This window comes from Natrialba asiatica DSM 12278 (assembly GCF_000337555.1).
Classification (GTDB): Archaea; Halobacteriota; Halobacteria; order Halobacteriales; family Natrialbaceae; genus Natrialba; species Natrialba asiatica.
Map to the genome: position 1 here is coordinate 77,424 of NZ_AOIO01000009.1, position 13,997 is coordinate 91,420.

12 protein-coding genes and 1 pseudogene are annotated in these 13,997 nt (G+C 55.8%); 11 read left to right on the plus strand and 2 right to left on the minus strand.

Annotated features, from left to right (window positions below):
• Positions 1–134: 134 nt before the first annotated feature.
• The 6 genes and pseudogenes from C481_RS02975 to C481_RS20990 form a co-directional block, all read left to right on the plus strand.
• Positions 135–1,199 carry an amidohydrolase family protein gene (locus tag C481_RS02975; protein ID WP_006107413.1) on the plus strand — a complete coding sequence of 355 codons (1,065 nt, stop codon included), beginning with the start codon at positions 135–137 and terminating at the stop codon, positions 1,197–1,199.
• The gene (locus C481_RS02980; RefSeq protein WP_006107415.1) at positions 1,199–1,999 is read left to right on the plus strand and encodes an iron-sulfur cluster assembly protein; all 801 of its coding nucleotides are present in this window, start codon (positions 1,199–1,201) and stop codon (positions 1,997–1,999) included. Before C481_RS02975 ends, C481_RS02980 begins: the two co-directional genes overlap by 1 nt.
• Before the next feature lie 388 nt (positions 2,000–2,387).
• On the plus strand, positions 2,388–3,020 hold the full coding sequence (locus C481_RS02985; protein WP_006107418.1) for a hypothetical protein: 633 nt from the start codon (positions 2,388–2,390) through the stop codon (positions 3,018–3,020).
• A 57-nt stretch (positions 3,021–3,077) separates the two neighbouring features.
• Positions 3,078–3,323, plus strand: a complete 246-nt coding sequence (locus C481_RS23145) for a transcriptional regulator (protein WP_161605618.1) — start codon at positions 3,078–3,080, stop codon at positions 3,321–3,323.
• A gap of 778 nt (positions 3,324–4,101) precedes the next feature.
• Positions 4,102–4,563 carry a hypothetical protein gene (locus C481_RS21575; RefSeq protein ID WP_152422137.1) on the plus strand — a complete coding sequence of 154 codons (462 nt, stop codon included), beginning with the start codon at positions 4,102–4,104 and terminating at the stop codon, positions 4,561–4,563.
• Positions 4,564–4,680: 117 nt separating this feature from the next.
• A pseudogene (locus C481_RS20990) lies at positions 4,681–5,110 on the plus strand (IS6 family transposase); the annotation flags it as partial.
• A gap of 219 nt (positions 5,111–5,329) precedes the next feature.
• Here the strand turns inward: C481_RS20990 and C481_RS02995 are convergent.
• Entirely contained in the window at positions 5,330–5,983 is a 654-nt protein-coding gene (locus C481_RS02995) for a ribonuclease HI family protein (RefSeq protein WP_006107424.1), read from the minus strand.
• Positions 5,984–6,478: 495 nt separating this feature from the next.
• Between C481_RS02995 and C481_RS03005 the strand changes: the two genes are divergently transcribed.
• From C481_RS03005 to C481_RS03020, 4 genes are all read left to right on the plus strand, one after another.
• Positions 6,479–7,090 carry a DUF1326 domain-containing protein gene (locus C481_RS03005; protein WP_083860877.1) on the plus strand — a complete coding sequence of 204 codons (612 nt, stop codon included), beginning with the start codon at positions 6,479–6,481 and terminating at the stop codon, positions 7,088–7,090.
• Between the two features lie 28 nt (positions 7,091–7,118).
• Positions 7,119–7,916, plus strand: a complete 798-nt coding sequence (locus C481_RS03010) for a DUF2182 domain-containing protein (protein WP_006107427.1) — start codon at positions 7,119–7,121, stop codon at positions 7,914–7,916.
• 213 nt (positions 7,917–8,129) lie between these two features.
• Positions 8,130–10,061, plus strand: a complete 1,932-nt coding sequence (locus C481_RS03015) for an MEDS domain-containing protein (protein WP_006107429.1) — start codon at positions 8,130–8,132, stop codon at positions 10,059–10,061.
• Between the two features lie 587 nt (positions 10,062–10,648).
• Positions 10,649–10,924 (plus strand): hypothetical protein, encoded by a 276-nt coding sequence (locus C481_RS03020; RefSeq protein ID WP_006107431.1) that lies wholly within the window; start codon positions 10,649–10,651, stop codon positions 10,922–10,924.
• A 106-nt stretch (positions 10,925–11,030) separates the two neighbouring features.
• On the opposite strand, the gene C481_RS03025 is transcribed toward C481_RS03020, so the two are convergent.
• Positions 11,031–12,614 (minus strand): potassium channel family protein, encoded by a 1,584-nt coding sequence (locus tag C481_RS03025; protein WP_006107432.1) that lies wholly within the window; start codon positions 12,612–12,614, stop codon positions 11,031–11,033.
• A 680-nt stretch (positions 12,615–13,294) separates the two neighbouring features.
• Here C481_RS03025 and C481_RS03030 point away from each other — a divergent pair.
• Positions 13,295–13,915, plus strand: coding sequence for a dihydrofolate reductase family protein (locus tag C481_RS03030; RefSeq protein WP_006107434.1), 621 nt, complete (start codon positions 13,295–13,297; stop codon positions 13,913–13,915).
• Positions 13,916–13,997 lie beyond the last annotated feature (82 nt).

Consider the following 13,997-nt stretch of genomic DNA (forward strand, 5'->3'; position numbering starts at 1 on the left):
AACATTCCCCCAGCGTATCGCAACTCGAATACGTCCAGTTCGAGACTACCGAGAGTACGGCGGATAATGTTCCGTGGCAGTTCAGATGTCTATAAGAAAGAATAATGTAGTATGATAACGACTCCCATGGTAGGATGTATCAGCAAAACGGAGAGGAAATATTCGTCATCGACGGACACGTGCACCTCTGGGACGCCACGGAGGAGAACATCGACCACCGAGGTGGCGAGGAGTTCATCCAGTGTTTCTACGACTACCACACGACGTTCACACCCGAAGACCGACAGTGGGATCTGGACGAGTATCGGAAGTACGGTCCCGACCGAATGGTCGACGACCTGTTCGCCACTGCAGCCGCGGACATGGCGATCTTCCAACCGACGTACCTCACCGATTTCTACACGGAAGGGTTCAACACGACCGAGCAGAACGCCGAACTCGCGGCCGAGTACCCCGAGCGGTTCGTGCTCAACGGTACCTTCGATCCCCGCGATGGAGACGAGGGCCTCGAATACCTCGACGAACTCCACGATAAATACGACATCCCCGGCGTGAAGCTCTATACCGCCGAGTGGCGCGGCGACTCGAAGGGGTGGCGACTCGACGATGAGGAAGCCTTCGAGTTCCTCGAGAAGTGTTTGGAACTGGGCATCGAGAATATCCACGCCCATAAGGGCCCGACAATCCGGCCGTTGAACCGCGACGCCTTCGATGTCGGCGACATCGACGACGCGGCCTCGTCGTTCCCCGAACTCAACTTCATCGTCGAACACGTCGGGCTCCCCCGTCTCGACGACTTCTGTTGGATCGGCACACAGGAGAGCAACGTCTACGGCGGGCTCGCAGTCGCTGCACCGTTCGCCCAGAACCGACCGGGAAAGTTCTCGGAAATTCTCTCCGAACTCCTCTGGTGGCTCGGCGAGGACCGCGTGCTGTTCGGCTCGGACTACGCGATCTGGAACCCAGACTGGCTCGTCGAGGAGGTCCTCGAAGCCGAACTCACGCAAGAACACCGCGCGGAGTACGGCGTCGAGTGGGACGTAGAGACCAAGAAAAAGGTCATGGGTGAGAACATCGCCGATCTCTACGATATCGATATCGAGGCGAAGCGTGAGACGTTCCGAAACGACGACATCAGCCAGGAGTTCGGCCTCGAGGACCACTATGCAAGCGGAGATCCTGCACCCGCAGACGACTAATGACTACACACGACTCTGACGGCCCCGCCCTCCCCTCGCCTCCCACGCGGGCGGCCGTCCGCGACCGACTGGACCGCGTCACGGATCCCGAACTCGACCGTTCGATCGTCACTCTGGAGTACATCGACGCGATAGCGATCGAGGGACGGCGCGTGCGTATCGACCTCACGCTCCCAACTGCCTGGTGCTCACCCGCTTTCGCCTGGATGATGGCGATCGACGCACGAGACGAGATTGAATCCCTAGCGAGCGTCGGGAACGCACACATTACGCTTCACGAGCACATGCACGAGGCGGAGATCAACCGCGGCGTCAACGAGAATCTATCGTTCACCGAGGCGTTCCCGGACGCCGACGACGACGTCGAGGCGGTTCGGAGAGAACTCGACGAGAAGGCTCGCGTAGCCCGTCAGTATGATGCGGTCCAGACGCTCCTCGAGGCTGGTCTCGATCCGGACACGATCATCGAACTCCGGGGAAACGACTTCGAAACCGCCGAGAGAGCCGAATCGACCGGCACAAGCGATACGAACGAAACAATCGCCGTCTATGCCTCTGATCGCTCGTTCGCCGTCACCGTCCCGGCAACCCCGATCGAACGCTACCTCGAGAAGGCCCGCGAGACAGACCTCGTCACCTCCACGGACGATATCCTGTTCCGGACCCCGGAAGGCGAACCGATCGATCCCGGTTCATTCGATCTCGTCCATCGCCGCGGCCGCCTCGCGCAGGTCAATATGTCGGGTCAGGGGGGAATTTGCGACGGCCTCCGAAAGGCCAGAGAGGCTCGAGGAATCTAGCAGCACGACCGACTGCCGTGCATCGAATTCGCAGACACAACCTGTCTTCCCGGTTCCGTTGAGTTGGCTCGCGGCGCCACGACGGAAGCGGCACTAAGAAGTGCAGGTGGGACTAGCACCGCTAGCCGATCTCACGGTCGAACCTGTAGTACGCCGGAACCGCGTCCTTCGAAAGCGTAGCCGAAGACGCTGTACGAGTGAGCGCTGTTCCCCGTCCGAGGGGACGCGTTCACCAGCATCGAGTACCTAACCAGTCTGCGTTCGCTCGACCGGCGAACAGCTGTCACGCCGCCACGAGCAGCCCACGACACGTAACGAGTTCATCATTCAGCTCTTTGCGGAACAAAGGGTCGAATCTGATATATCTCCATAGCGTCGATGAGAATTGATGACGGAAGAGACAACTGATGACTTGCCACCTATCGAGGCTGTACAGGCTCTCACGGAGATTGAGGGATACGACGAAAAACTGACTGCTCGAACGTTTGGTCTCACTCTCATGGTGTTCGCGTTCGCCATTGCAGCGATTCCGATTTCCTATGCAGCAGCGGACCCGTGGCTCACGGCACACGAGTATGGCTCAGTCGTGCTTTCGGTTCTCTGGCTGCCGTGGATTGCAGCGGCTGTCGCTGTTACATCGGCAATCTGGACCACCCATTCGATCTCCCTTGGACGGAACTCTACGACCGGCAATGATTGGTTACTCGGTGCCGGATTTACGATTGTGTTCTTTCTGATCGCAACTGCCGTCTTGGCTGCTCTCGGTTCCAGCAGTAACATCTTCATTGCGATGGGGATTTCGGGGGGGCTCTTCACGGTTCTTCTCGGTGTCGTTTTCTCCCGCATATACCGGGCAAAATGGGTCTTGCTCCCCTTGGTTGTGGCCGGTACCGGGATCGTTCTCGGGAACATCTTTCTTTCTACCGTTGATCTCATGCCCATCGGCGCGGGTTTCACGACCGGATTTCTCCAGGGAGCAGCGTACTTTATTACCGGATGGGTCATTTCGATGAGAGGGTGACAGATGGATCTTCCTTCAGATCTTACACTCATCCATCAACCCACTCGACTTCGGATCATGGGATTTCTGTATAGGCACCGTGACGTCTCGTATACGCGTATCCGTGATTTGCTGGAGCTAACTGATGGTAACCTCGCCTCTCACGCGGAGAACCTCGAAGATGCAGGGTACATCGAAACCCGCCGAGCGTGGACTCAGAGTGGCTTTGAAACCCGCTATCGAATCACCCAGAGCGGTGTCTCATCGTTTCAGACATACCTGCAGGAACTACGCCGGTTTTTAGACGAAGTAGAGCCAGAATAACCGGCCCGGATTTCGACGTTACGAGGCCGGCGTTGACGACGATCCCGCTGGTCTGGTGATAATTCTGCTCACCCGTGCGCTCGGCCAGACAAGCTGGTGCATCGGATCTCTCACTCATCGCTATCCTCGAGTTCGCTTGCGTCAATCTCGCCATTGAGGTATCGCTTTCCTTTCTCTGATATCAGGTACGCTCCGCGATCTTTGTCATCTATTTGCCTGCTTTCAGTTACCGTTGCGTGTCAGCCTCCGGTCGGTGGAGCACCTGCACAAGCCGTCCCAGTCTGCGGGCAATGCCATTGGACAGATGGAGGGAAACGAGTCCCACCATAATTCCATCCATCGAGAAGAGCACGGCGGTCCCTAGCGTCTGAACCTCTGTGGAACCCACCCGATCGACAAATCGATGAAACTTCCGATGATTGCTCCTGCTATCTTAGCGATCCACACGTCCGTCTCGATAGTAATGATTGTCAATCGTGCATACATGTCTGACGTACCCGACGGTTCGAGACGATCACTGGAAACGTACGGATAACTCAGTCGTCCTTCTGCAGACCTGCAAAAGAGAATACGACCCCTGAGAAAGGCAGGGACCCACCTCCGACGTCGTCTCATTTATTAGTTAACTCATTCAAGTACGGCACTAGCTCCTTTAGGGAATTCAAATGGGACGATAAGAGTTGCATACCTATCATATAAATATTATCTTATAATATGAAATAATAATTTATATTTATTAATTATGATAATTATATTCTGAATTAAACAATGGAACTATGTGGATTGGTTTGAAATATATACTATGCGACGGCGAGATATTTTTGGGTTAGTTCTGACATCGGGATTAGCGGGGTGTTCATCAGTCCTTCAGTCAGATACTCGTTTAGGTGGCATATTAATCAGCAATGGTGACGATTCACATCATGAAATTGATGTTGAGGTGGGAAAAGATGAAGAAACAGTGTACTCAGCAGTTTATCAACTTGATCCGCCAGAGGAGGACACTGCTGATGCGGAGACTGTAGATTGTGAATGGCCTATTGATTCTGGACACTTTGTTATCAGAGCGCGAACTCAACAATCTGATTGGGTATCGATTGACTTATCGGAGGAAGATGACGGCGACTGCCACCAAGTTCACGTAAGTATTCCTCCTGAGTTCTCGGATAACCCTACCCTAGCTGCGGATCTCTGTCGTGACGAAGATTCAGAGTGGTTGTGCAACTCTATTGAGTTCTAACTCTTCAATTGCTCCATAGTATCTTGTCATTATTGATTTATATCTCTATAAACTTTACATCCGGTACTGTCTAAATGAGCGTTTGAGGAACGAGCAGATGGTGGCGAGAAGTGACCACAGATCGAGGTAGACGGCAAGAAAAAGTGACTGTACGCCGCGATCGACACAAAATCGAAGCTACTGGTCGAAATCGACGTGTTCAGCCGCTGTGAGACTGGCTCCGTGGCGGCGTTTTTGCACCGGCTTACCGAGAAACACGAAATCGACGAGGCAGAGTTTCCAGTCAATTCTAGCGGCTATCTGACTGCGCTCGCTCGCCATGAATTGAGCAGTCAGTTCGACTACGGCGACCGAAACGATGTCGAAAGTGGTTTTAGACCGTCTCAATGCGGATCGACCGCTTTCATTTTTCTGGCGGGGCAGTCCAGCCAGCGCACGCCGCTAGCTCAGACGCTTCAGACACCACTATAACCACGATCGACCGAATCAAGCGCTCGATGGTCGACCACCATCTGAGAAGGTGCTGAACTATACAGTGCCACCCTAGATCCCGTTATGCTGCCTATACCCATACTCTTCATAGCGGAAAAATATTCGGTGTAGGGCGTGTCCCGGTTCGTAGGAAGAACGCAGCGAGTCTCGTATCCTCGAGTGAACTCGGTCATCCCGAGGTTCGGGAACCTGTTGAGACAGTTCGATCGACAAGCGTCGAGCATGGCATTTCCGAGGCGGGTTTGGATTCGGGATTTGAAGCGGCGGAACTCCACTATCCAGGTCCGAAGGCCGCGATATCGGCTCCGACCGTCGCCAGTGCATCAGCGGGGTTCGGGTCGCTGTCGGCCAGGTGCGTGTACCGGTGGTCCGGGATGCTCGACAGTGCCGCCGTGACGGCCTCGCTGTATGTCTCGACGCCCGGTTCCGTCGGGTCATCGCCGCCCCAGACGTCTCGGATGACCGTCATCGAGTCGATACGTACTTCCAGCCTGCGAGGCTCGTAGCGGGCCAACAGTTCGGCGAGCCCGAGTTGGAGGGCGACGTACTCGGCGGTATTGTTCCCCGTTCGGGAGCCGACGGGTCGGCCGAGACGGGCGAGTTGATCCTCCGCAGCGTCCATGATGACAGCGCCCGCGCCGGCGGGGCCGGGGTTGCCGCGTGAACTGCCGTCGACGTAGAGGACGAACGTGTCGCTCGTCGGCTCGGAGATGGGTGGCCGGGTAAGTCCCGACCCCAATAGGCTTTCGAGCGCGTGACGCAACTCGGCTGGGGTGGTCGCGGGGTCGAATAGACCGCCGTAGCCGGGGACGGCGTCGTCGATGGCGTCGGTGGCGGCCGCTACTTCGTAGCCGACGCCCGCGAGTACCTCGTCGACGAGCGTGGCGAGCGGTGAGAGGTGTTCGGCCGGAAGTGGGTCGTCGGTCACGTCACTGCCCCTTCGGGCTTCGGTTCCGAGCCTTCATTCCCTCGCTCCCGGATGATCTCGTTGGCTGGTCGCACCATTGCATATTGGTCCTCGGTGGTCAAGCGGGATAGTCTCTTCAGGTGGCACCGGTGGCAGCCGTTTGAATCGATCGGCTCCTTGAGATCCTCAGCGGCTGATACAAATGGCCTGCTGAATAGAGAGGATAAGTTTAGCAGGACAACTACTATCATTCATATTATGTTCACAATATTTCCCAATCGAAAGTTATATGTGATTATATCTAATACAACTAAATCACATTTTGTACTGATGAATGTTCCCCCTTTCTTCAGCCCAGCGTTCTTGACACGGCAATGAGATAACGTGCACACATGTTTACTGATGAACTGCAACTGCAGGTGAATAGAAGGTGAATCCAAAGGTTTCACCGGGTGGTCTATTTTCACTAGATAGCTATATAATGGTACTTGCTGGCGTACCACACGGTGTTCATCAATGGCACAAGAATGGACCATCAAGGGAGACTACGTTGAAGCCTGCAACTGCGATGTTGCCTGCCAATGTGTATGGATGGAATCACCAGACGATGACGTCTGTACCGTCTCACTGGCTTGGCATATCGAGGAGGGAAGCTACGGCGATGTTGACCTGAGTGGGGCAGATGTCGGCATGCTCATCTCGACCGATGAGGGGGTCATGTTCGCCCCCGAAACGGAGTGGGACATCGTGTTACTCGTCGACGAGACAGCCAGCGACGACCAGCGCGAGGCCCTCGAGGACATCTACTCCGGCCGCGCCGGTGGCATCTGGGCGCCCGTCGCTGACACACACGTTCGATCCGCCGACGTCACAACCGCTCCGATCAGCTTCTCGCGGGACGGGGCGGACTTCTCCGTCGAGATCGGGGATGCCATCGAAATGGACGCGAACGGTGCGGTCGGATTCAACGAGGAGGTCGGTACGATCTCGCCCCACCCACTAACAAAGAGCACGGAGGTACAGACAGGGAAGTCAACCACGGCCACCGTCTCCTACGATGACCAGTTCACGTGGGACGTCTCCGGAAACAACGCCTACCTCGGCGATTTCGAATTGGCGAACTCCTGAGGACGGTAGGTCAGCGATATAGTCAATCATGGGGACACATGATTCATTCCGGGATCGAATTACCCACCGTCGCATCCCGATTATCGCGCTCGTTACCTACGTAATCGCGCTACTCGCGTGGGCAGCAATTATCGGTCGCTGGCTCCCGATGCCTGGCGGACAGATTGGTATGCAACTGCATATGTCCGACCCGGGAGCCCCGGAGGCGATGGCGCTCTCGAACGGGCTGACTGGTATCAGCCTGTATCTCCTCATGTGGGGGGTCATGATGGTCGCCATGATGTACCCGTCGTCGGTCCCGCTCTTCCGGCTATACGCTGAGACGCTCGAGGGGACGACGACCGCGGGTAAAGCAACACGAGTTGGAGCGTTTATCGGGACGTACGCGCTCATTTGGATGTTGACAGGAATTGTCCCGCTTGTTGTCAATGCGCTGGTGCCGATTGTCAGCCTCGCGAACGCCCACGGCAGGCTCCTGATGGGTGGGTCGTTGCTACTCTTATCGGCGTACCAGCTTTCACCGTACAAATACCGGTGTCTGCGGTATTGTCGGTCACCGCTCGGGTTTCTTTTGGGCCATTACCGGCCGGGAGTGCGTGGTGCCGTCCGGATGAGCTGGCAGTTCAGCGTCTTCTGTGTTGGGTGTTGCTGGGCGCTGTTCGCGTTCATGGTGATCGTGGGCTCGATGAATATCGTCTGGATGGCGCTCATCGCGATTGTGCTCTCGCTCGAACGGACGGTTGCGTGGGGTGAGCAACTGGCACGTGGGGTCGGTATGCTTGCTGGTATTGGCGGCAGTGTCGTTATCGTGATCTCACTGGTCTAGAACAGCCGTTCATCTGATAAGCATGCACCTGTAGCTACCGATGGATTCGGATTACTCTATCTGGAGAAAATGCAGCGTCTGAATTCGGCATAGCGTTGTCCCATGAGAATATTTTTTCTTAAACCAATCGCTAATGATTAAAATGACGTGACTTATTAGGGAGACTCCCCGAATGACACTCTGTCCCCTCCATTTCAGCACCCAATTCTGAGTATGAGCAAACAGCAATCTAACAAAGGTACGACGTTCGGTCTTGACGGTGCCCTCTCTGGCGTCGAAACGCGGCAGAAGGCGAGCGCGATCCACGATCATCAGTCCGGGGACGGATCAAATGATCATCTCGCTTCCGTGTACGATAATCAGGACGATCAGTTCGCCGCGGTCGTGCCGTTCATCAAAGAGGGGTTGGAACAGGGCGAGCAGTGCCTCTACGTCGCGGATGACAATACGACGGAAACCGTCCTCGACGCACTTCGCGAAGGTGGTATCGACGTCGAAGCTGCCCAAGAGACCGGCGCGTTATCGATCTGCACAAAAGCGGACACGTACCTCCGGACGGGCGAGTTCGAGCCGGAGACGATGGTCGAGTTCTGGGAGGAAACTCTCGCTGAGGCGCGCGATCGCGAGGGGTACGAAGGTGTGCGAGCCGCCGCCGAGATGACGTGGGCGCTTGAAGAGGACACCGGACTCGATCAATTAGTCCGGTATGAAGCACTGCTCAATACGATTTACGAAGGCGATGATTACGTCGTCCTCTGCCAGTATAATCGTGATCGGTTTTCTACGGATGTGCTTTCGGACGTGATTCGGAGTCATCCGCTCGTCGTATACGACGGGACGGTCTGTCAGAACTTCTATTACCAGCCTCCGGACGAGTTCTTTGGCACGGACCACCCACCACTCGATGTAGATCAGACAGTCGAGGGGTTACTCAGGCACGCACAAACCCAACGTGAACTAACCGAGCGCGATCGATTCCAGAGCCAACTCTACGAAATTACGTCGGAACCCGAGCGATCGTTCGACGAAAAACTCCAAGATATATTTGAGCTTGGGTGCGAACGATTCGATCTCGATCTCGGCGGAATGGCTCGTATCGATCCACGAGCGGACCTCCTTGAAGTCGAGTACGTCAGCGATTCGCACGACCACCTCCAACCCAACGTCACAGTGAGCCTCTCCGAGACGTACTGTCGCGTCCTGACCGACAGTGGCAACCCGATCAGCATTACTGCACCCGCAGATGAAGGATTCGAGGGAACGGTAGCCTACGAGGAGTTCGGCGTGAAATCGTATTTGGGAACGCGGCTCCGAGTGAAAAACGGACTCGACCGGTCGTTCTTTTTCGTGTCCCACGAATCTCGGAACACGCCGTTTTCGGATGCCGAGCGTACGTTTCTGAAATCGATGGGGCAGTGGGTCCAGCAAGAACTCGAACGCCGTGAATACGAGCAGCGTCTCAAAGAGTCCAACAAGCGCCTCGAACAGTTCGCCCATGCCGCCTCTCACGATCTCCAAGAGCCCCTACGGATGGTCTCCAGTTACTTGCAGTTACTCGAAGCCCGGTATGCTAACGATCTGGACGCAGATGCGGAAGAGTTCATCGAGTTCGCGGTCGATGGGGCGGACCGAATGCGGGACATGATCGATGGACTCCTCGAATACTCACGGATCGAAACCGAAGGTGAGTCGTTCGAACCCGTCGACCTCGATGCCCTCGCCGACGAGGTACTGGCTGACTTGCAGCTCCGCATTGAGGAGACAGATGCTGAAGTAACGGTCGAAGATCTTCCTCAGGTCGAGGGGGATGCGAATCAACTCCGGCAACTGTTGCAGAACTTGATCGACAATGCAATCGAGTACAGTGGCGATAAGCAGCCACAGGTGGCGATCTCCACAGGCCGTGCCGGCAAGATGTGGCGCATCTCCGTGCGCGACGAAGGAATCGGTATCTCTCCCGACGATCAGGATCGCATCTTCGAGGTTTTTGAGCGCCTCCACACACGCAATGAATACGAAGGTGCGGGCATTGGACTGGCACTTTGTGAGCGAATCGTCGAACGCCACGGTGGCAAGATATGGGTTGACTCCGAGCCCGGAGACGGGTCGACGTTTTCGTTTACGCTCCCGGCCCTCTACACGTAAAATTCTGTATTGACAACTCGCTATCGTTCTTATTGTGCAACGATACGTTCTGCACACACCCTGCGTCTTCATCACGACCCCTAGAACCGATCATCGTCTGCGGGTTTCAACGAGGCCAGTTAGTTCCACATCGCTAACGCAATCGTCTGAAGGATAGAAGTTCGATAGAGCCTGGTTGGGCGTTATTCGGTAACTCAACAACGGATGTGCTCCCACACCGGCATGGTAATCTGTTGCTTTCACGTATCAGTGTTCCATCAGGGAGACGAAAGGCAGGATAGACGGCATTACAGTTGCTACAACGGATCGAAATCGCCTCCGTCTGATCCTGATTGTCCATCCTTCAGTAAGTACCCGCCAGTAGAGACAGAGATGTACCGACGTTCTCCAATTTCTGATCTGACCGATACCGTTCTACGGATAGCTACATCCGGTCTCAACAGTGCATAGAGAACAGCAGCATCTCATGTAGAGAATCGTGGAGTCAAATCGGGAACCCACCTGAGAGCCTTCTCTTGGTCTGGTTTGGTTATATTTCAGGGATATTCTTAAGCGGTTCAAGATAGAGCATTCAGTACGAGGACAGGATGACCGATATCATTGATCCACGGCCGCCGCTTCCGGAGTGGATTCTGGATGCCTATAATGTCATTCGTACCCGCGGCATCAGTTCTGAGACCGACGGAAGCGGGCAAGCCGTTCCTCGCGAGTTCGCACTGGATCTCCTGCTCAGTGCCGATGAACTCGCGCTTGAACCCAGGGACGCAGAGCATGCACTCACCCGCCTGCTTGAGCGAGGCTACTTCTACGAAGTCGACGACGAACTCCGAGTGACATCCCCAGAGGAACTAGGTTCTGTCTGACCCGTCGGTGCCGTATTGATCTCTCGGCGGTAGTGAACGCTCGCTACACGTGCGAATTGAACGCCGGAGATCCTCTCAAATATTGAAAGAGTTCGGCAGCCTGCAGTCACGAGTCGGCGACCGTTCGCTCGAACTCCTGAATCGCCTCGTCGCTTCCCGCGACGAACACGTCATCGTCGGCCGTGATGTCGGTACGTTCGTCGGTATGGACAGTCCCGTTGCGCGAGACACCGATCACGGTCCAACCGCGCTCGGTGTCGCGACGGGCCTCCGCCACAGTCTGGCCGACGAATGGAGCTGCGTCGGCTCGAACGAGTCGGATCTGGCTCACTGGATCCATGATACGTTCACCGTGTACCTCCGACGCGACCAGCCGAGCCGATACTCGCTGGATGGAAAGGACGTAGTCAGCGCCTGCTCTGAACGCCGCCCTCGTCTTCTCTCCATCTGTCACGCGTGCGAGTATTTCCACTCCGCTGGAGAGCGAGCGGGCGACGGCGATGGCCATCAGTGCGGTCGAATCGTCATCGACGGTGACGATCAGCGCCGAGGCATCGTTGATCCCCGCTTCGCGGAGTGTTTCGGGTTCAGTCACATCGCCGACGACGTCGGGATTGCGCCCCTCCGATTCGTCGACGGTCGTCACCGAGACGTCTGCTGGGAGCGCATCGACGGCGGCGGTTCCGCCCTCACCGACGCCGGCGACGACGACCCTCGATGGGGTTGCGATTCGCCGCGGTCGGACGCCGCCAATCTCGGTCGTCATCTCACCGATCTCGTTTTCCGGCCCGGCGACAGTCAGAACGGTATTAGGCGTGAGTTCGTCGTCGGGGGACGGCGGCAGCCGCAACTCACCGTCAAACCACCCGGCAACCAGCGTCAGATTCGGGTGGTTTGCGATCGGCGAGTCACGCACCCGAACGCCGTGGAGCGGACTGTTTCGCCGGACGAGTATCTCGCGAATGTCGATTTCATCCCGTTCAGACTGCTCGCCGACTGTGACCGGTGTCGTCGCTTTCTCCGCCAGTCGCCGGCCGATCAGCGCGTGTGGAGCAACACTGCGGTCAACGCCGATTTCCGCGAGCGCCGCTTTATGGCGCGTCGACCCGGTGAAACTAATCACCCGCAGATCTTTATTGGCCTCTAGCGCGGTGAGAACAATGCTCGCGGTTTTGTCGCCAGCGTCGGTGATGAGTAGCGATGCTCGCTCGATCGTCGCACGGTCGAGATCGGCCCGGTCCTCCGGATCGCCGTTGATCGCTTGATAACCATCATCCGAGAGACGCTTCGCTTCCTCCTCGTCAGATTCGATGAGGACGTAATCGATATCGAATTCTTCGAGTTCGTCGAGCAGTATATCAGTATCGCGCTGATACTCCGCAATGACGACGTGGGCGGTCTTGCTCGTGAGACGGCTGGCGAGGTTCAGCGGCGTCTGCTCGAATAGCGGGATGACTAAGACGCGTAATGCGACGAACCCGATGACGACGCCGGTCAACTGAATCGTCACCAGCAGAATATTCATCGTCGGCGTCGTCCAGGGCGAATCCGCACCGAACCCAGTCGTCGTCATCGTCTCGATCACCGTCTGGAACGACCGAAAGATAGACTGGGGGCGATTTTCGAGTGCGTGCATTCCCCAATTGTAGACGAGCGTGTAGAAGAGGACGACTATGCCGAGACCGACCACGAAAATCGCTAACAGCCGTTGACGTTTCGTGAGATCCCGTGGATGTAGCCCTCGATGTCCCGGAGCTCGCGCATATGATGGCCCCTCTCGTTAACGACAGGTCCTCTGGCCGATTAAATAATTAGTCGGCTGTTGCTGGGGTGCGCTGGAGAGAAGCAACTGTACCGACCGAGATTGAGTTGTGCCCCCGGTCGGTGAACGAGTGATGAGCGCACTTTACGGACCAGTCTCCTCGTTCAAACACGGCCGAATCGAGAGCAGGTGGCGCCTTCTGTGATACCCCTTAGATCGACGACTGTCTACTTCCGGTCGCAGTACACTGTTCCCCTGTACTTACCGATCTGTGTGTTCGCTAAAAATGTGAAGAAGAGCGGGCAGAACGCCCTGTGACACTCTCTGTCTATTGTGAGTGTGCCAGAGAAATCACCCCACAGTGGTAATTCCACTTTCGTTTACGGTGAACTGACCGCTAAGTAGGCCTGCAAATCTACTGCTGGCACTTCTATCACCTATCGGGAATTTCGGGAGAGCCATGCTAAATCCACAGCGTGAATGTAGTACGATATTTGACTCAATTTGCGAAGATGGTGATCTCTCAGTACAGACGTAGTAACCGATGGATCCGAAATGGAGTCCGGGCAAGATACGTACCCTCTATTTAGGAGCTACGAGTATACGGTGTGCGTGGCGGACTGGTGGTGGTCATCTTTATGCTAGCAGAACGTTTCCTAAACCTGGTTGAAACGATGAAGACCCAATACTACACAGCAACGAGCATCAACGGGTATCTCGCTGATGAAAATCACTCACTTGACTGGCTCTTCCAGTTCGGAGATATTGAGGAGATTGAGGGCGTACAGGATGACTACCCGCAGTTCATAGATCAGGTTGGTGCCTTGGCCATGGGCTCGACGACCTATGAGTCGGTCATCGAGCAGGAAAACCTACTGGACAACCCGGAAAAGTGGCCGTATGAGGTTCCGGCATGGGTATTCAGCAGTCGGGAGTTACCGGTGGTTGATGGTGCGGACATCCGCTTCGTGCGGGGAGATGTTGCGCCAATCCATGCGGACATGGTAGAGGCCGCAGGTGGTAAGAACGTCTGGCTTGTCGGTGGCGGTGACCTTGTAGGACAATTCCACGACCACGGTTTACTCGACGAGATTATTCTCACCGTTGCTCCCGTTACGCTCGCTTCGGGTGCGCCACTACTGCCACGCACTATCACTACTCCGCCACTGAAACTAGTTAATGTGCAACAATATAGCGATGTTTTTGCGGTTCTAACCTACGAAGTGTAACGGCCCAGTCCGAGCCACTGAAAGGATACATTCAGCAGGACAGTATCGGCAGGACGTATTTTCAAAACATTGGATATATTGA